Origin of the sequence: Aeromonas sp. SrichE-2G (assembly GCF_017939565.1) — a bacterium.
GTDB lineage: Bacteria > Pseudomonadota > Gammaproteobacteria > Enterobacterales > Aeromonadaceae > Aeromonas > Aeromonas taiwanensis.
In genome coordinates this window covers 119705-137471 of record NZ_JAGKRG010000005.1, presented here as the reverse complement: position 1 = coordinate 137471, position 17767 = coordinate 119705, and the positions used below count along the sequence as shown (strand labels likewise).

General features: G+C 63.3%; 12 protein-coding genes and 1 pseudogene. 6 read left to right on the top strand and 7 right to left on the bottom strand.

The window, feature by feature from the left end:
- Both J9885_RS09445 and J9885_RS09440 read right to left on the bottom strand, forming a co-directional pair.
- Positions 1-844 (bottom strand): annotated as a pseudogene (locus J9885_RS09445) (hypothetical protein); the annotation flags it as partial.
- Between the two features lie 250 nt (positions 845-1094).
- The gene (locus tag J9885_RS09440) at positions 1095-3122 is read right to left on the bottom strand and encodes an NADPH-dependent 2,4-dienoyl-CoA reductase (RefSeq protein WP_210549104.1); all 2028 of its coding nucleotides are present in this window, start codon (positions 3120-3122) and stop codon (positions 1095-1097) included.
- Between the two features lie 318 nt (positions 3123-3440).
- Between J9885_RS09440 and sppA the strand changes: the two genes are divergently transcribed.
- Positions 3441-5285: a signal peptide peptidase SppA gene (gene sppA / locus J9885_RS09435; protein ID WP_134696124.1), complete on the top strand. Its 1845-nt coding sequence runs from the start codon at positions 3441-3443 to the stop codon at positions 5283-5285.
- 65 nt (positions 5286-5350) lie between these two features.
- Here the strand turns inward: sppA and J9885_RS09430 are convergent, their stop codons facing one another.
- Both J9885_RS09430 and J9885_RS09425 read right to left on the bottom strand, forming a co-directional pair.
- Positions 5351-5908: an NUDIX domain-containing protein gene (locus tag J9885_RS09430; protein WP_210549102.1), complete on the bottom strand. Its 558-nt coding sequence runs from the start codon at positions 5906-5908 to the stop codon at positions 5351-5353.
- Complete coding sequence (locus J9885_RS09425) at positions 5905-6708, bottom strand: DUF2989 domain-containing protein (protein WP_210549100.1); 804 nt, start codon at positions 6706-6708, stop codon at positions 5905-5907. Before J9885_RS09425 ends, J9885_RS09430 begins: the two co-directional genes overlap by 4 nt.
- 211 nt (positions 6709-6919) lie before the next feature.
- Between J9885_RS09425 and J9885_RS09420 the strand changes: the two genes are divergently transcribed.
- Together J9885_RS09420 and J9885_RS09415 are read left to right on the top strand one after the other, a co-directional pair.
- The gene (locus J9885_RS09420; RefSeq protein WP_210549099.1) at positions 6920-8350 is read left to right on the top strand and encodes a glyceraldehyde-3-phosphate dehydrogenase; all 1431 of its coding nucleotides are present in this window, start codon (positions 6920-6922) and stop codon (positions 8348-8350) included.
- Between the two features lie 37 nt (positions 8351-8387).
- Positions 8388-8681, top strand: a complete 294-nt coding sequence (locus J9885_RS09415; protein ID WP_210549097.1) for a DUF1315 family protein — start codon at positions 8388-8390, stop codon at positions 8679-8681.
- A 256-nt stretch (positions 8682-8937) separates the two neighbouring features.
- Here J9885_RS09415 and ansA read toward each other — a convergent pair whose 3' ends face one another.
- Complete coding sequence (ansA, locus tag J9885_RS09410; protein ID WP_043762313.1) at positions 8938-9945, bottom strand: asparaginase; 1008 nt, start codon at positions 9943-9945, stop codon at positions 8938-8940.
- Between the two features lie 490 nt (positions 9946-10435).
- Here ansA and gltS point away from each other — a divergent pair, with 490 nt between their 5' ends.
- The gene (gltS, locus tag J9885_RS09405) at positions 10436-11635 is read left to right on the top strand and encodes a sodium/glutamate symporter (RefSeq protein WP_043808655.1); all 1200 of its coding nucleotides are present in this window, start codon (positions 10436-10438) and stop codon (positions 11633-11635) included.
- Positions 11636-11880: 245 nt separating this feature from the next.
- Here the strand turns inward: gltS and J9885_RS09400 are convergent, their stop codons facing one another.
- On the bottom strand, positions 11881-13752 hold the full coding sequence (locus J9885_RS09400) for a methyl-accepting chemotaxis protein (RefSeq protein WP_210549094.1): 1872 nt from the start codon (positions 13750-13752) through the stop codon (positions 11881-11883).
- Positions 13753-14003: 251 nt separating this feature from the next.
- Here J9885_RS09400 and prfB point away from each other — a divergent pair.
- Both prfB and lysS read left to right on the top strand, forming a co-directional pair.
- A protein-coding gene (gene prfB, locus J9885_RS09395; RefSeq protein WP_134696129.1) for a peptide chain release factor 2 occupies positions 14004-15102 on the top strand; the annotation gives its coding sequence in 2 pieces (ribosomal slippage) (positions 14004-14078 and positions 14080-15102; 1098 coding nt in all).
- A 77-nt stretch (positions 15103-15179) separates the two neighbouring features.
- Entirely contained in the window at positions 15180-16658 is a 1479-nt protein-coding gene (gene lysS, locus J9885_RS09390; RefSeq protein ID WP_245155491.1) for a lysine--tRNA ligase, read from the top strand.
- Positions 16659-16780: 122 nt separating this feature from the next.
- Here the strand turns inward: lysS and J9885_RS09385 are convergent, their stop codons facing one another.
- Positions 16781-17587 carry a PhzF family phenazine biosynthesis protein gene (locus J9885_RS09385; RefSeq protein WP_210549199.1) on the bottom strand — a complete coding sequence of 269 codons (807 nt, stop codon included), beginning with the start codon at positions 17585-17587 and terminating at the stop codon, positions 16781-16783.
- Positions 17588-17767 lie beyond the last annotated feature (180 nt).

Here is a 17767-nt window from a genome sequence, read left to right as displayed (position 1 = left end):
TCCCCGGCCTTGTCGGCATCATCCCCTGGGGCGGCACGGCGCCGATGGGCGGTTGTGTTCCACCCGGTCGATCGGGTAGCAGACTGCCCGGCCTTGTCGGCATCATCCCCTGGGGTGGCACGGCGCCAGTGGGCGGCTGTGTTCCACCCGGTCGATCGGGCAACAGACTGCCCGGCCGGGTCGGCATCACCCCCTGAGGTGGCACTGTACCGATCGGCGGCTGCACTCCACCCGGCCTAGTCGGCATCACGCCCTGAGGTGGCACAGTACCGATCGGCGGCTGTGTTCCACCCGGTCGATTGGGTAACAACGTCCCCGGCCGGGTCGGCATCACCCCCTGGGGTGGCACGGCGCCGATGGGCGGCTGTGTTCCACCCGGCCGATCGGGCAACAGACTGCCCGGCCTCGTCGGCATCATGCCTTGGGGGGGCAGGATAGGCCCGGAGGGCGGGGTGAAGTGATCCGGGAAGGTGAAATGACCAGGCTGCTGGTTATCCGTATCGAGCAAGACCCGCTTGCCGCTCCCGTCGTCATAGGCATACAGCTTGTGCGTCCCCCCGTTCTGGACTTCGGGGGAGAGGGTCAGGTGCAACCCCCTCCTGTCTTGCTGCCAGCTGTCGTAGATCTGGTTCTGCTTGGCGGATTCGACCTCGAACTGGCCGGGAGAGATGGCGGACAGCCAGACGGAGTGCTGCTGATCGGCGGTCCAGCCGAGAAAGACGAGACGCCCCGCCGGATCGGCGGCGGCGTTGGTGCCGTACAGGCTCATCGCCATGCTCCAGGCGACAAGGCTCAAGGGGCAACCCGGCCCCCGGGGCAGCATCCGTGATTTAGCTAGGCTCATGTGGTTTCCTTACCGAACACGCATCTATCCAGCACCCGACCATGCCCCCCATTGAGGGACAAAGATGGCCGATGGCCGAAACGCTGGGCCCCGTACACCCTAACCGGCTGGCCCCCGACAATGCGGCCCACTCCTGGCCGACAAGGTGTTGATAACACAAATACAACCATAGGCTCCCCGGTGAAACCACCTGCCGGGCGCAAGACAAGAAAAGGGACCCGAGGGTCCCTTCGTTGCACTATGCACCAGTCTAGATGACGGCAGCCAGCTCGGCCCCCTGGCGGATCGCCCGCTTGGCATCCAGCTCGGCGGCCACGTCCGCCCCGCCGATGATGTGCACCGGCTTGCCCGCCGCCTGCAGGCCGGCCTGCAACTCCTTGAGGGGCTCCTGCCCGGCACAGATGATCACCTGATCCACCGGCAGGCACTGTTTGGCCTCACCCACCTGGATGTGCAGCCCCTGGTCGTCGATACGCAGGTACTGCACGCCGGAGAGCATCTGCACCTTGCGGTTCTTCAGCACGGTGCGGTGGATCCAGCCTGTGGTCTTGCCAAGGCCGTCGCCCACCTTGCTCTCCTTGCGCTGCAGCAGCCAGATCTGGCGCTCGGGGGCGTCGATCTCGGGTGCCGTCAGGCCACCTCGCCCGGCAAGCTGCCGGTCGATGCCCCACTCCTTGAGCCAGTGGTCACGATGGTGTTCGGCATCCAGCGTCCCTCTCTTCTCCACCAGGTACTCGGCCACGTCGAAGCCGATACCGCCGGCACCGATCACCGCCACCTTCTCCCCCACCGGCTTGTGATCCCGCAGCACGTCCAGGTAGCTCAGTACCTTGGGATGCTCGATGCCCGGAATGTTGGGGGTACGCGGGCGAATGCCGGTGGCGAGGATCACCTCGTCAAAGCCGCCGCCCAAGAGGCTCTCGGCGCTCTGGCGCTGGCCGAGATAAAGCTCGACGCCACACTTCTCCAGCCGCTTGGCAAAGTAGCGCAGGGTTTCGTGAAACTCCTCCTTGCCCGGGATCTGCTTGGCGAAGTTGAACTGGCCGCCTATCTCGCTCGCCTGATCGAACAGGCTCACCTGATGGCCGCGCTCGGCGGCATAGCAGGCAAACGCCAGGCCCGCAGGGCCCGCCCCCACCACCGCCAGCTTCTTGGGCTGGGGCACCCGGCCGAAGGTGAGCTCGGTCTCGAAACAGGCGCGGGGATTGACCAGGCAGGAGGCGCGCTTCTGCTTGAAGATGTGGTCGAGGCAGGCCTGGTTACAGGCGATGCAGGTGTTGATCTCGTCCGCCCTGTCTTCCGCCGCCTTGATGACGAACTCGGGGTCCGCCAGGAAGGGGCGCGCCATCGAGACCATGTCCGCGTCCCCCTGCGCCAGAATACGCTCGGCGACCTCCGGGGTGTTGATGCGGTTGGTGGTGATAAGCGGCACCTTGAGGTGCTTTTTCAGCTCCGCCGTCACCCAGCTGAAGGCGCCGCGCGGCACGCTGGTGGCGATGGTGGGGACCCGTGCCTCGTGCCAGCCGATGCCGGTGTTGATCAGGGTTACCCCTACCTGCTCCAGCGCCTTGCCGAGCGCAATCACCTCTTCCAGGGTGGAGCCCTGCTCCACCAGATCCAGCATGGAGAGGCGGAAGATGATGATGAAATCCGGGCCGACCCGCTCGCGGATGGCGCGCACGATTTCCACCGGGAAGCGCATGCGGTTGTCGGCACTGCCACCCCAGCCATCGGTACGCTTGTTGGTGCGCTCGCAGATGAACTGGTTGATGAGATAGCCTTCCGAGCCCATCACCTCGACCCCGTCATAACCTGCCGCCCTGGCGAGCGTTGCGGTGGCGGCGAAGTCGCGGATGGTGCCGCGGATCTGCCGCTCGCTCATGGCACGCGGCTTGAATGGGGAGATGGGAGCCTTGAGGGGGCTCGGCGCTAGGCTGAAGGGGTGATAGGCGTAACGCCCTGCGTGCAGGATCTGCAGCGCTATCTTGCCCCCCTCCCGATGCACGGCTTCGGTCACCTTCCTGTGCTTGGCGACCTGCCAGGGGAAGCTCAGCTGGGAGCCGTGGGGAACCAGGCGCCCACGCAGGTTGGGAGCGATACCGCCGGTGACAATGAGGCCGACGCCACCGCGGGCCCGCTCACCATAGAAGGCGGCCAGCTTGTCAAAGCCCCCCTTCTCCTCTTCGAGGCCGGTGTGCATGGACCCCATCAATACCCGGTTCTTGAGCTGGGTAAAGCCGAGGTCGAGGGGGGCCAGCAGGGCAGGATAACGGCTCATCATGAACTCCTTGTCGAAACCTGTGAGTACTGCGCCATCCATCTCTCACGACACAGGGGGAGGGTCACACCCGGGTCGAGAAAAATGAGCGGGATGGGGCAAGGGCTCACAGTGTCTCCAGTTAATTTTTTGTTATCAAATTGGAGCTAGAGTAAAGAATCAAAAATTCTTTTTCAAACAAATGTTTGGACATTTTTTCGGCGAACAGCCGTATTCCGAAGGCGCAGGGGGTGATAGTCCCCAAGGGGAAATGGCAATTGGCGCCGCAACTGGTTAATAATGCCTTTCTCTACCCATTAACAGGGCGACAACGCGGCTATGTCTATTTTCAAAGGTCTGGGGTGGCTCTTTCGCAGCCTCTGGCGCCTGCTCAACTTTACCCGATTGATGCTGGTCAACCTGCTGTTTCTGCTCATCGTGCTGGTCATCGTCTTCAGCATCAACCAGAACGAGGCCCCCAGTACGCCCATCGAGGGTGCCCTCACCCTCAATCTCGCTGGCGTGCTGGTGGAACAGCGCACCCAGGCCGACCCCACGGTGCAACTGCTCAAACAGATCGACAAGAGCGACGATCAGCCCAGCGAGATCGTCCTGTCCGATCTGCTGTGGGCCATCAGGAGCGCCGGGGATGACGATCGCATCAAGGCGCTGGTGATCAAGCCCCAGGGCTTGCAGGGGGCCAGCCTCTCCAAGCTGCAGGAAGTGGCGAGCGCCATCGACGACTTCAAGGAGAGCGGCAAACCCGTCATCGCCATGGCCGACTACTACGGTCAGGGGGCCTACCTGCTCGCTGCCCACGCCGATCACGTGCTGCTCAACCAGAGTGGTGCCGTGCTGATCGAAGGGCTCGGCGTCTACCAGACCTACTTCAAGTCGGCGCTGGAGAAGCTCAACGTCACCCCCCATGTGTTCAAGGTCGGCACTTACAAATCCTTCGTCGAGCCCTACACCCGGGACGAGATGTCCCCCGAGAGCAAGGAGGCGAACCAGCGCTGGCTGGATCAGCTGTGGCAATCCTATGTGACCGACGTGGCCGAGCAGCGGGAGATCGAGCCCGATGCCGTCGCGCCGAACAAGGACCGCTTCCTCGAACTGCTGCGCAAGGCCGGTGGCAATGCCGCCAACTACGCCCTCGACAACGGTCTGGTGGACCAGCTCGCCACCCGTGACGAGATGACCCAGGCGGTGATCAAGGAAGTGGGCGAGGCCGAGGATCACGGCTGGAAAGGGGTGGGTCTGAAAGAGTATCTGGCCGCCATTCCGGAGCAGTATCCCCAGAGCGGCAAGGATGAGGTGGGTCTGATCCTCGCCAGCGGTGCCATCATGGACGGGGTTCAGCCCGCCGGCACCATAGGCGGCGACAGCCTCTCCGATCTGCTGGCCGAGGCCCGCCGCGACGACCAGGTGAAGGCCGTGGTACTGCGGGTCGACAGCCCGGGGGGCAGCGCCTTCGCCGCCGAGCAGATCCGCGCCGAGCTGCTGGCCCTGAAGCAGGCGGGCAAGCCTGTGGTCATCTCCATGGGCAGCTACGCCGCCTCGGGGGGCTACTGGATCTCCGCCGACGCGGACAAGATCTTCGCCTCCCCCACCACCCTCACGGGCTCCATCGGGGTGTTCGGCATGTTCGCCACCATCGAGAAGGCACTCTCCCAGTACGGGGTGCACACCGACGGCGTCGGCACCACGGACTTCGTGGGGGTCGGCCTGACCCGGGCCCTGCCGGAACACGTGGGCGAGGCCATCCAGCTCAGCGTGGAAGACACCTACCAGCGCTTCGTCGGCCTGGTGGGCAAGGGCCGTGGCCTGAGCCCGGAAGAGGCGGAGAAAGCCGCCGAAGGCCGGGTCTGGACCGGGCAGGATGCCAAGGAGCTGGGGCTGGTGGACGAGTTCGGCAACCTGGACGACGCCCTCAAGGCGGCCGCCGAGCTGGCCGACCTCAAGAGCTGGCAGGTCACCCCCATAGCACCGGAAGAGTCTGCCCGGGACAAGTTCCTGCGCGAGCTGTTCGACAGCAGTGCCCGCATTCTGGCCCCGCACCTGCAGAGCTGGCTGCCCGCCGGGCTCGGCAAGACGCTGCTGGAGATGAACCGCACGCTGGATCCCCTCACCCGCTTCAACGATCCGCAAGGCACCTATGCCTTCTGCCCGGTCTGTGTCCAGTGACGTGACTCCCCATAAAAAAAACCGCCCCCGGGCGGTTTTTTTTTATGGGCGAAGAGAAGAAAGCCTCAGGCCAGCAGGCCGGATTCATGCCAGCGGTGCAGCTCGGCCAGCACCCGGGTCTCCCGCACCGTCCACTGGGGGCAGGGGCCGGCCAGCTGGGTCTTGTTGGTCTGCAGCGCGTCATCCAGCGCAAACCAGCCCGGCGAGAAGCCGAGGCGGATCTCATAAGGCTGGGGGCGCGGCTCGCTCCACCCCTCCCCCACCTGGCAGAGGTAATAGGAGGAGCGAATGCAGTAGGCGTCGTAGTCCGGCTCCCGGGCGGCGCGGTACTCCCGCGTCTGCCCGATCAGAGGGCCCACCGCCAGCAGCTCGGCGCCACACTCCTCCAGCAGCTCCCGGGCCAGGGCGGTGCCATGGCACTCCCCCGCCTCGACACCACCACCGGGGAACATGAGATCGCCGTTGACGCGGGAGTGCACCAGCAGCAGCCGGTCACCGCGCAGCACCACGGCTCTCACCGTGCTGCGCTCAAGCACCCGACCCTCGCAGTGGATCTGGCCGTGCACGAGACGAATGTCGAAGGGGTCGGCCCATTTGGGGGTCGCAGACAGGGACGGGATCATGGGGTGCGGTAGGTCCCTTGTTTGAGCGCGTCGACGATGACGGCAGCCTGTTCGTCCAGCCGTTCCTGCTCTGCCTTGCCGATGGCGTGGTAGATGCCGAGCCGCACGGAGGAGACCTCTTGCTGCTCCTGGAAGGATTCGCTCACCTTGCCCCACAGGTAGGCCTGCTCAAACCCCTTCTGCCCCATGTAGAGGGTACTGAGGGCCGTGAGGATGCGGCTGTTCACCTGCTCCCCTTCCCGGTAGAGGGAGAGGGCGTGGTGCATCAGGGCGATGGCTTTTTGGGGCTCGTGCTTGGCGTAAATGCCCCCAAGCGCCAGCTGCAGCTCGGGCTCCTCGAGGGCCGGGGTCCCTTCCAGCGCCATGAAGCTGGCGCGGGCCTGGGGGTTGGTGTTGTTGGTCCAGTGCCACAGCAGCAGGTAGGGATCCCGGGAGCCACGGGTCTGGGCATCCAGCTGCTCCAGCTGGCTGCCAGCCGCCAGCATTCCCTCCACCCTGGGACTCTTCTGCTCGCGAGCCCGCTTGTATTCGATGTTGGTGGAGTGTTCGGCACAGTGCAGGTAGCGCTCCAGGCCGCGCATCAACTCGTACTTGCGCCTGTCCGTCTCCTCCGTCTGCAGGTAGTAGCGGGCGCGGATGACGTCGCTGCGCTCATAACGACACCAGCCGTCGTCCACCAGATCGGCGCACAACGCCGGATTCTGGCTGCAGATGTTGTGGATCCTGTCATCTTCGCAGGCCGTCAGCGTCAGGCAGCAGGCGAGAGAGAGCAGTAACGGACGCTGTGGGAATAGGGTCATGGTTCACGTCTGGTTGGTAACAATCGCAACCCGCCCTGGCCACCGCCAACTAGCAAACAGGCTACATATCCATTACAATGCGCGCGCCGTATAAGGCCGCGACTGCAGAATAATATAACGAAACCATCAGCCCTACACTGATCTGCATTCGACGAATTTTCAATTTGCCCAGGCAATTTGCTTCAACAACGTGAAATAAAGGATCTGGTTAATGACCCACGAGCACTACTTGCAGGCGTGGCAGGAGAGCCAGGAGCTCGCCGAAGCCATGCAACCCCTGATTGGTCGCCTCTACCGGCAGCAGGGCATCGAGATCACCATCTTTGGACGCCCCCTGCAAAACGCCTCCACCATCGACATCCTCAAGGCCCACCGGGTCGTTCGCCGCCACCAGGGAGCCCCCCTCCCCATCCAGCAAAGCTTCCCCCTGCTGCAAGCCATCGTCGCCCTGAACCCGACCGCCGCCGAGATCGATCTGGGCAAGCTGGCCGTGGGCTACTGGCAGGATCATCAGGATGAAGCGGGCATCGACGACTACCTGCGCGCCAAGCTGGCACCGGCCCTGGGCCGTGACGTGCCGGCGGCCACCGACGTGGTGCTCTACGGCTTTGGCCGCATCGGCCGCCTGCTGGCCCGCCTGCTCATCGAGCGCACCGGCGCCGCCAACTCTCTGCGCCTGCGCGCCATCGTCGTGCGCGGCGGCCGCGACGGGGATCTGGAGAAGCGCGCCAGCCTGCTGCGCCGCGACTCGGTCCACGGCCCCTTCAACGGCTCCATCGAGGTGGATGTGGAGCGCAGCGCCATCATCGCCAACGGCACCTTCATCCAGGTGATCTACGCAAGCAGCCCGGCCGACATCGACTACACCGCCTACGGGATCGATAACGCGCTGATCGTCGACAACACCGGCGTCTGGCGTGACGAGGCCGGCCTCAGTGAACACCTCAAGGCGCGCGGCGCCGCCCGGGTGCTGCTGACCGCCCCCGGCAAGGGGGAGATGAAGAACGTGGTGTTCGGGGTCAACCACGAGGTGATAGGCCCGGATGACAAGATAGTCTCCGCTGCCTCCTGCACCACCAACGCCATCACCCCCGTGCTCAAGGTGATGCAGGACAAGTACGGCATTCGCCACGGCCACGTGGAGACGGTCCACTCCTACACCAACGATCAGAACCTGATCGACAACTATCACAAGGGTGAGCGCCGCGGTCGCAGCGCAGCCCTCAACATGGTGATGACCAGCACCGGCGCCGCCAAGGCGGTGGCCAAGGCGCTGCCCGAGCTCAAGGGCAAGCTGACCGGCAACGCCATCCGGGTGCCGACCCCCAACGTCTCCCTGGCCATCATCAACCTGTCCCTGGAGCAGGCCACCGATCGGGAGAGCCTCAACGCCTATCTGCAGCAGATGGCGCTGAGCTCCGCCCTGCATCGCCAGATCGACTTCAGTGCCAGCACCGAGCTGGTCTCCTCCGACATGGTGGGTTCCCGCTTCGCGGGCATAGTGGACTCCCAGGCCACCATCGCCGAGGGGGATCACTGCGTGCTTTACGTGTGGTATGACAACGAGTTCGGATACAGTTGTCAGGTAGTACGGGTGATGGAGCAGATGGCCGGCGTAGTCCGTCAGGATCTGCCCGCCTGATCCCGGGTTCATGGCTCAATTTTCAAGGAGAGGCCGGATGTCGTCCCAACAAGTGACGTTTCAACAAGCGATAGCACAGATGCCCGAAGAGGTGTACGAGCGGCTCAAGACCGCGGTCGAACTGGGCAAGTGGCCGGACGGCAAGCCCCTCACCGAGGAGCAGAAGGCCACCTCCCTGCAGGCCGTCATGGCCTGGCAGGCGATGCACCTTGAGAATCCGGAGCACATGAACATAGGCCGCGACGGCGAGATCGTGATGAAGAGCAAGAGCGAGCTCAAGCGCCAGTATCGCGATGAGGAAGAGATAGTCCGTATCGAGATCAGCCACTGAGGCAGGCCGCACGTCACCTGTCGCGGTAACGAAACGAAAGAGGGGGAGCCATTATGGCTCCCCTCTTTTTTATATCTGCAGAGTGATGCCCCTCATCCCCGGCCCTTCTCCCGCAAGGGGAGAAGGGAGCAGGCTCGCAGCTGCGAACAGTAAGCGGGCCACCTGCCGGCAATCTTCATGGCAAGCCTCGCGGCCAACAGCACCTCGATCTATCCCCTCTCCCCTGGGGAGAGGGTTAGGGTGAGGGCCGCAACGCTCAGGGGGTCAGCTCCCCCCGCAGGGACTGCTGCATCAACTCGCGGATGCGCGGTGCCGGCAGGTCCTGGCTCAGCAGGAAGTGCAGCTTGGTGAGCGCCGCCTCGGCAGTCATGTCGAAGCCCGAGATGACCCCGGCACGGGAGAGGGCGTTGCCGGTGGCATAGCCCCCCATGTTGACCTTGCCGTGCAGACACTGGCTCAGGTTGACGATGATGACGCCGCGGGCGGAAGCCTCGGAGAGCAGCGCCAGCATCGCCGGGTTTTGCGGTGCATTCCCCACCCCGAAGGAGAGCAGGATCAGCGCACGCACCGGCTGCTGCAGGATGTTCGCGATCACCTCTGCCGAGATGCCCGGATAGAGGGTCACCACGCCGATGGGCTGGGGAGTGATGTCGTGCAGCACCAGCGGTCTATCGCACGGCACACCCAGTTCACCCGCCTCCAGGGAGATGGCGATGCCGGCATTGAGCAGCGGCGGGTAGTTCGGCGAGTCGAAGGCGTGGAAGCCGTCCGCGTGCACCTTCTTGCTGCGGTTGCCGCGATAGAGCTGGTTGTTGAAGAAGAGCGTCACCTCGTGGATCGGGTAGTTGGCCGCAATGTAGAGGGCGTTGAGCAAATTCTGCTGGCCGTCGGAGCGCAGCTCGGCGAGCGGGATCTGGGAGCCGGTGATGATGACCGGCTTGTGCAGATCCTCGAGCATGAAGGAGAGCGCAGAGGCGGTGAACGACATGGTGTCGGTGCCGTGCAGGATCACGAAACCGTCGTACTTCTCGTAGTTGTCACGAATGTCCTCGGCGATGCGCTGCCAGTCCGCCGGCGTCATGTCGGAGGAGTCGATGAGGGGGGCATATTCGTGGATATGGTAATCCGGCATTTCCGGTCGATGGAATTCGGGCATCCGTGCCAGACAGTCTTCCATGAAGCCCGCCATCGGCACATAGCCGTGGTCGGAACGCTGCATCCCTATGGTGCCGCCTGTGTAGGCGATGTAGATGGACTTCTTCACACCCTCTCCTCTCTGTGAACTGGAAACCGGCAAATCGTCTGGGGCTCAACCGGTACGCGCCCTCGTCTCACCGTCATGGGTGGCACGAGGCGCATATCGGGCCGCAACCGACCTCTTCACTTCCTGCTTCCCCCCGCGGGCTGGAAACGGGCGAATTATAAAGAGTGTCGCCCCAAATGACAGCCACGGCTGCGTTGCAGCGTCCCCCAGCCCCGCCCATCCGCCAGAGTTAAACACCATGTTAATGATATGTTTTAAGCATTAATATGATGAACATGGATATAAACGATGCTTTCTGCTACTATCCGCCGGATTTTTCAAGAATCTCTTCTGAACGCCCGACGATGACGGGTTCGTACCGATCCCATTTTTGCGTGGGACGGGGCCCAGGCCCCCTCTGTAACCGGCACCCTCGCCGCTCTGTTTCATCCCGGCTGGATCCGTGGGTCTTTCTTGCCAAAGACACAGCCGTTCAACATGGGAGTACCGAATGCTACAACTTGATTCCTACACCACCCTGGTCGCCGCCACCCTGGTGCTGCTGCTCGGCCGTCTGCTGGTCAACCGGATCGGACCTCTGCGTACCTTCAACATTCCCAAGCCCGTGGCGGGTGGTCTGGTGGTCGCCCTGGTCCTGCTGTTGCTGCGCTCCACCCTGCAACTGGAGCTGCAGTTTGACACCAGCCTGCAGACCCCGCTGATGCTCGCCTTCTTCGCCTCCATCGGCCTCTCCGCCGATCTCGCCAGCCTCAAGCGCGGCGGCAAGGCGGTGATCACCTTCCTGATGGTGGTCACCGGCCTGCTGCTGATGCAAAACAGCCTGGGGGTGGGTCTGGCCACCCTGCTGGGGCTGGATCCCCACATGGGCCTGCTGGCCGGCTCCATCACCCTCTCCGGGGGGCACGGCACCGGGGCGGCATGGGGGTCCATCTTCAGCGCCAAGTACGGGGTACAATCCGCCGCCGAGCTCGCCATCGCCTGTGCCACCTTCGGCCTGGTGCTGGGGGGCGTGATCGGCGGCCCCGTGGCCCGTCACCTGGTGAAGAAGGTGCAGGTGCCCGGCGAGGAGCACAACCGGGACGGCGCCCCTCAGGGCTTCGAGATGCCGGACATGGAGCGCCCCCTCACCACCTTCAGCGTGATCGAGACCCTGGCGCTCATCGCCATCAGCCTGAAGGGGGGCGAGATGCTCGCCGCCTACCTCAGGGGCGGCGCCTTCGAGCTGCCCGTCTTCGTCTGCGTGCTGTTCGTCGGTGTGCTGCTGCGCAACACCCTGACTCTGCTCAACTGGCATGAGGTGAGCGATCGCGAGGTCTCCCTGCTCGGCAACGTCAGTCTTTCGCTCTTCCTGGCCATGGCCCTGATGAGCCTCAAGCTGTGGGATCTGGCGAGCCTGGCCCTGCCCATCTTCGTGCTGCTGGCGGCCCAGACCGTGGCCATGGCACTCTACGCCGTCTTCGTCACCTTCCGGGTCATGGGCAAGAACTATGACGCGGCCGTGCTGGCGGCGGGCCACTGCGGCTTCGGCCTCGGGGCCACCCCCACGGCGATTGCCAACATGCAGGCCATCACCCAGCGCTTCGGCCCCTCCCACATGGCGTTTCTGGTGGTGCCCATGGTGGGGGCCTTCTTCATCGACATCATCAACGCCGTGGTGATCAAGCTGTTCCTGGCGCTGCCCTTCCTGTAATTCCTTTTTCTGTCAGACGCATATGAACAGAGCCCACCTCAGGTGGGCTCTGTCGTTTGCACAGGCCGGCAATCCCGCCCCGCCGTCATCGCTTGCCCCGCCCGCACACAGGCACACAGGCACACAGGCACACAGGCACACAGGCACACAGGCACACAGGCAAGGGAACATACAAAGAAAAAGCCCCGCACTCGCCAGAGTGCAGGGCTTTTCTCATGACGGCCGTGATCGCCGCGCATCATCCCTTAGAGGATAAAGGTCGACACCTGCTGGTTCAGGTTGGTGGCACGTCCCTTGAGGTTGTGTGCCTGATCCAGGTCGCGCATGGCGGAGGCGGTGATCTCGTCGCTCACGTCCTTGATGGCGGTGGTGTTCTGGGTGATTTCACCGGTCACCTGGGTCTGCTCCTCGGCGGCGGTGGCGATCTGTCCCGCCATGTCGGAGATGAGGCTGACGGCCTGGGTGATCTCTTCGAGTGCGGCGGCGGCGGCATCGGCGTCCTTCACGCTGTTGTCGGCCAGCCCCTGGCTGGTCTGCATCAGGCTCACCGCACGGGCCGTGGTCTGCTGCAGGGTCTCGATGGTGGACTGGATCTCCTGGGTGGAGTCCTGGGTACGGCGCGACAGCACCCGCACCTCGTCCGCCACCACGGCGAAGCCGCGACCCTGTTCACCGGCACGGGCCGCTTCGATGGCCGCGTTCAGCGCCAGCAGGTTGGTCTGCTCGGCGATGCCCTGGATGGTGGAGAGGATGCCGGAGATGGCCTGGGCATGGCGGCTCAGCTCGCCGATGACCCCGGTCGCCTGGCCCACTTCCTCGGCCAGATTGTTGATGGAGTGGCGAGTCTGGTTCACCAGCATCTTGCCCTGTTCGCTGCTCTGGGCGGATTGCTGGGCGGCGGCGGCGGTGTTCTCGGCGTTGCCCGCGATCTCCATGGTGGCGCTCGCCATCTCGGTGACGGCGGTGGCGACCATGGTCACCTCCTGCTGCTGGCGCTGCAGCTCTTCCACCGCGGCCTGGTTGGTCACCAGGCTGCGTTCGGCGTCGGCGTTCAGTTCGTTCGCGAGCTGGCGGATGTTGGCAATGAGCTGATGCTGGCTGCCCACGAAGCGGTTGAAGCTGTTGGCCAGCTGGCCCACTTCGTCGTTGGCGTCGATCTTGATGCGCTGGGTCAGGTCGCCGTTACCATCGGCGATGCGAGCCAGGGCCTGGGAGACCTTGCCGAGCGGGCCAAGCAGCAGGCTGACCAGCCAGGAGATGGCGAGGATGCTGCCCACCAGCACCAGCAGGGCCAGGCCGAGCTGGGTCATCAGCAGGGAGGAGAGCGGAGCCTCCAGGGTGCTCTTGTCCAGCACCAGTACCAGCTCCCAGTCGGTGTCCGGGATATCCACCGCCCACAGCAGCTTGTCACGGCCTTCGTTGTCGAAGTAGGCCGGCACCAGGCTGTTGCTGTTCTTGCTCTGCTCGATCAGGGCATTGGTCAGGTCGTTGTCGATCTCGCTGGCCGGCTTCATCGCCTTGGCCGCGTCCTTGTAGGCGATGACGGTGCCGTCCTTGTGCATCAGGATGGCGAAGCCGTCCGCCGGCAGCTTCATCTTGGTGACGTCTTCCACCAGGGAGGCGATGGAGAGGTCGCCGCCGACCACGCCGCCCTGGGCCGGTTGGGCCAGGGTCACCACCAGGATGTTGTAGGCCACGTCCAGGTAGGGCTTGGTGACGATCATGCCACCCTTGGCCATGGCTTCCTGATACCAGCCACGGGAGCGGGGATCGTAACCGTCACGATTGATGGTGGGGTCGGAGTCGTTCATCTTGCCGCTGCCTTCACCGAAGTAGGTGAGCTGGAAGCGACCGGAAACCTGAGCCTGTTGCAGGGCGTTGAGGGGTTCGGTACCGGCCTTGTTGCCGAGGGCCTGGATGACGTCGCGACGGGCGGCGAGCCAGTCGCTCACGCTGGCGGCCTGCTGGCTGCCAAGGCGTTGCACCTGTTCCTGACTGCCTTGCAGCAGCAGGGACTTCTGACTGGTATAGCTCTGCCAGGAGAGCAGCAGGATCACCAGCGACAGGGCGATGACCACAGACAACAGAATCTTCTGCTTGAGTGATAGGTTTTTCATCGTGTTTTCTTCTTGTGGAGTCAGGAACAGGATTACCGGGAGTGCATGGCACTGTCATGTTGATAGCGGCCAGCCAGCGCAAAACTGAAGCGAAGAATGGCATCGCCGACGACATTTTGCCCATGAATGGCAAAAATGGCTTCGGAAATCGGTGAAGGAAGACATGCGGGTACAGCCAACCCTGTTTATTCCTTCCGCAATTGGCTAGAATATCCCGTTTTTAAATCACATCGACCCCGAGAGTTTTCACGATGTTTGAAGTCAATCCTGTATTAAACAAGCTTAAGGAGCTGTCTGAGAGGACCGAGCTGCTTAGGGGGTACCTTTGACTATGACGCCAAGAAAGAGCGTCTGGAAGAGGTAAACGCCGAGCTGGAACAGCCGGATGTCTGGAATGAACCCGAGCGCGCACAGGCGCTGGGCAAGGAGCGCGTCTCCCTGGAGAACGTGGTCAGCACCATAGATACCCTGACCCAGGGCGTCGATGACGTCGAGATGCTGGTCAGCCTGGCCGTCGAAGGGGAAGACGAAGAGACCTTCAACGAAGCCGTGGTCGAAGCGGACGAGCTCGAAGCCAAGCTGGTGGATCTCGAGTTCCGCCGCATGTTCTCCGGTCAGCACGACGGCTCCGACTGCTACATCGACATCCAGTCCGGCTCCGGCGGTACCGAGGCCCAGGACTGGGCCAACATGGTGCTGCGCATGTACCTGCGCTGGGGCGATGCCCACGGCTACAAGCCCGAACTCATCGAGTGCTCCGAGGGCGACGTGGCCGGCATCAAATCCGCCACCATCAAGTTCACCGGCGAGTATGCCTTCGGCTGGCTGCGCACCGAGACCGGCGTGCACCGCCTGGTCCGCAAGTCACCGTTCGATTCCGGTGGCCGTCGCCACACCTCGTTCTGCTCCGTGTTTGTCTACCCCGAGATCGATGACGACATCGAGATCGAGATCAACCCGGCCGATCTGCGTATCGACGTCTACCGCGCCTCCGGTGCCGGTGGTCAGCACGTCAACCGGACCGAGTCCGCGGTGCGTATCACCCACATCCCGACCGGGGTGGTGGTGCAGTGCCAGAACGACCGTTCCCAGCACAAGAACAAAGATCAGTGTATGAAGCAGCTGAAGGCCAAGCTCTACGAGCTGGAAATTCAGAAGCAGAACGCCGAGAAGCAAGCCCTCGAAGAGACCAAGTCCGACATCGGCTGGGGCAGCCAGATCCGTTCCTACGTACTGGATGATTCCCGTATCAAGGATCTGCGTACCGGCGTCGAGACCCGCAACACCCAGTCGGTACTCGACGGCGACTTGGACAAGTTTATCGAAGCCAGCCTGAAATCAGGTCTGTAAACAGAGCAGCAGGAATCACCATGTCTGAACAAAGCACTACTCCGGAAATCGACCAGACACTCGAGCTGAACAACGAGATGCTTGAGCGTCGTTCCAAGCTGGCCGCGCTGCGCGCCCAGGGCAACCCCTTCCCCAACGACTTCCGTCGTGACAGCCTGTCCGGCGATCTGCACGCCGAGTTCGGCGACAAGAGCAACGACGAGCTGGTCGCCCTGGGTAAACAGGTGAAGATTGCCGGTCGCATCATGACCCGCCGGATCATGGGCAAGGCTTCCTTTGCGACCCTGCAGGACATGGCTGGCAAGATCCAGATCTACGTGACCCGTGACGACCTGCCGGAAGGCTTCTACAACGAACAGTTCAAGAAGTGGGATCTCGGTGACATCGTCGGTGTCGAGGGTACCCTGTTCCGCACCAACGCCGGTGAGCTCTCCGTGCACGTGTCCACTATCCGCCTGCTGACCAAGGCGCTGCGCCCGCTGCCCGAGAAGCACAAGGGCCTGACCGACCAGGAAGCACGCTGCCGTCAGCGTTACCTGGATCTGATCGCCAACGAAGAGTCCCGCAAGACCTTCGTGACCCGTACCAAGGTGGTGGCCGGTATCCGCAAGTTCCTGAACGACAAGCGCTTCATGGAAGTGGAAACCCCCATGATGCAGGTCATCCCGGGTGGCGCCTCCGCACGTCCCTTCATCACCCACCACAATGCGCTGGACATCGACATGTACCTGCGTATCGCGCCTGAGCTCTATCTGAAGCGTCTGGTGGTCGGTGGTTTCGAGCGCGTGTACGAGATCAACCGCAACTTCCGCAACGAAGGCATCTCCGTTCGCCATAACCCCGAGTTCACCATGCTCGAGTTCTATATGGCCTACGCCGACTACATCGATCTGATGGATCTCACCGAAGAGATGCTGCGCACCCTGGCGCAGGACATCCTGGGCGACACCAGGATCCGTTACGCCAAAGAGGGCGAAGAGGGCCTGACCATCGACTTCGGTCAGCCGTTCCAGCGCCTCTCCATGGTGGACTCCATCCTGAAGTACAACCCGAGCGTGACCCGTGACGATCTGGCCACTCTGGAGAAGGCAACTGCCGTCGCCAAGGGCCTGAAGATCGAGCTGATGAAGAGCTGGGAGCTGGGCCACGTGATCACCGCGATCTTCGAAGAGACCGTGGAGCACATGCTGCTGCAACCGACCTTCATCACCGAGTACCCGGCCGCCGTCTCTCCCCTGGCCCGTCGCAACGACCAGAACCCGGACGTGACCGACCGCTTCGAATTCTTCATCGGCGGCCGCGAGCTGGCCAACGGCTTCTCCGAGCTGAACGATGCAGAAGATCAGGCCGAGCGCTTCCAGGCCCAGGTTGACCAGAAAGCCGCAGGGGACGACGAAGCCATGTTCTACGACGCCGACTTCGTCACCGCGCTGGAACACGGCCTGCCGCCGACCGCCGGTCAGGGTATCGGTATCGACCGTCTGGTGATGCTGTTCACCAACAGCCACACCATCCGCGACGTCATCCTGTTCCCGGCTCTGCGTCCGCAGAAATAAGTGTGACCCCCGCCGGGATCCCTCCCGAGCGCGATCACAATGGAAACGCCCCGCAATTGCGGGGCGTTTTTTATGGCGTGCACAACCGGTGGCGAACGTTCAAGCCGCCGACAGCCTGCTGATTATGGGGCGGGGGGCAGCAGCCACTCCCCTTGCCACAAGGTGACGGCCTGGCCCGCCATCAGCACCCGCTCCCCTTGCAGAATGAGCCTGAGATCCCCGCCTCGAGTCGAGATCTGACGGGCCCGCAGCTGCGACTTGCCGAGGCGCTCGGCCCAGAACGGCACCAGGGCGCAGTGGTTGGAGCCGGTCACCGGATCCTCCTCCACCCCGACCCAGGGGGCGAAGTAGCGGGAGACGAAATCGTCCTCCCCCCGGCTCGATGGCGCCGTCACCATGATCCCCCGCCCCGGCAGGGCGCGCAGGGCGTGGAAGTCGGGGGAGAGTGCTCGCACCTCTTCCTCGCTACCGAGCTCAAGCAGGAACTTGGCGCCAGCGGCCAGAGTCTGCAACGGCCGGCAGCCGAGGGCGGCCCCATAGGCGGGATCCAGCTCAAGGGGCACAAGAGCAATACGCGGGAAGTCGAGCCAGATCCAGGCCCCTTCGCGCCTGGCCACCAGCTCGCCGCTGCGGGTCGCGAAGCGGATGGGCTGATCTTCGGCCACCTCCCCTGTCTGCCACAGCACGTGGGCCGCCGCCAGGGTGCCGTGACCGCACAAGTCCACCTCCACTTGAGGGGTAAACCAGCGCAGCCGGTAATGCCCCTCGCCGAGAGGGCTGAGGAAGGCGCTCTCCGACAGGTTGAACTCCGCAGCCATGGCCTGCAGCTCGGCGTCACTGCGCTCGGGCCCCTGGACCACGATGGCGGGGTTGCCCCCGAAGGGGTGCTGGCTGAAGGCGTTGACATGGAACAAACGGGACATCGGCAGATCCTCCGGGACAAAATAGGGACTCAATAATGCCGCTTTTATACCACAGGGAGACGGGTACTGAGGCGAAATCCGACTTTATAAATTCACAAATCGCATAAAGAAGATATTTTTATTCTTTGTTGTTATTCATTGCACCCCTTACTCTGACCAAAAATCAGACCATGGAAGACATGTGTG

Coding starts and splice junctions, on each gene's coding strand:
- J9885_RS09440 (WP_210549104.1), bottom strand. CDS start 3,122: ATGAGCCGTTATCCTGCCCTGCTGGCCCCCCTCGACCTCGGCTTTACC.
- sppA (WP_134696124.1), top strand. CDS start 3,441: ATGTCTATTTTCAAAGGTCTGGGGTGGCTCTTTCGCAGCCTCTGGCGC.
- J9885_RS09430 (WP_210549102.1), bottom strand. CDS start 5,908: ATGATCCCGTCCCTGTCTGCGACCCCCAAATGGGCCGACCCCTTCGAC.
- J9885_RS09425 (WP_210549100.1), bottom strand. CDS start 6,708: ATGACCCTATTCCCACAGCGTCCGTTACTGCTCTCTCTCGCCTGCTGC.
- J9885_RS09420 (WP_210549099.1), top strand. CDS start 6,920: ATGACCCACGAGCACTACTTGCAGGCGTGGCAGGAGAGCCAGGAGCTC.
- J9885_RS09415 (WP_210549097.1), top strand. CDS start 8,388: ATGTCGTCCCAACAAGTGACGTTTCAACAAGCGATAGCACAGATGCCC.
- gltS (WP_043808655.1), top strand. CDS start 10,436: ATGCTACAACTTGATTCCTACACCACCCTGGTCGCCGCCACCCTGGTG.
- J9885_RS09400 (WP_210549094.1), bottom strand. CDS start 13,752: ATGAAAAACCTATCACTCAAGCAGAAGATTCTGTTGTCTGTGGTCATC.
- lysS (WP_245155491.1), top strand. CDS start 15,180: ATGCTTGAGCGTCGTTCCAAGCTGGCCGCGCTGCGCGCCCAGGGCAAC.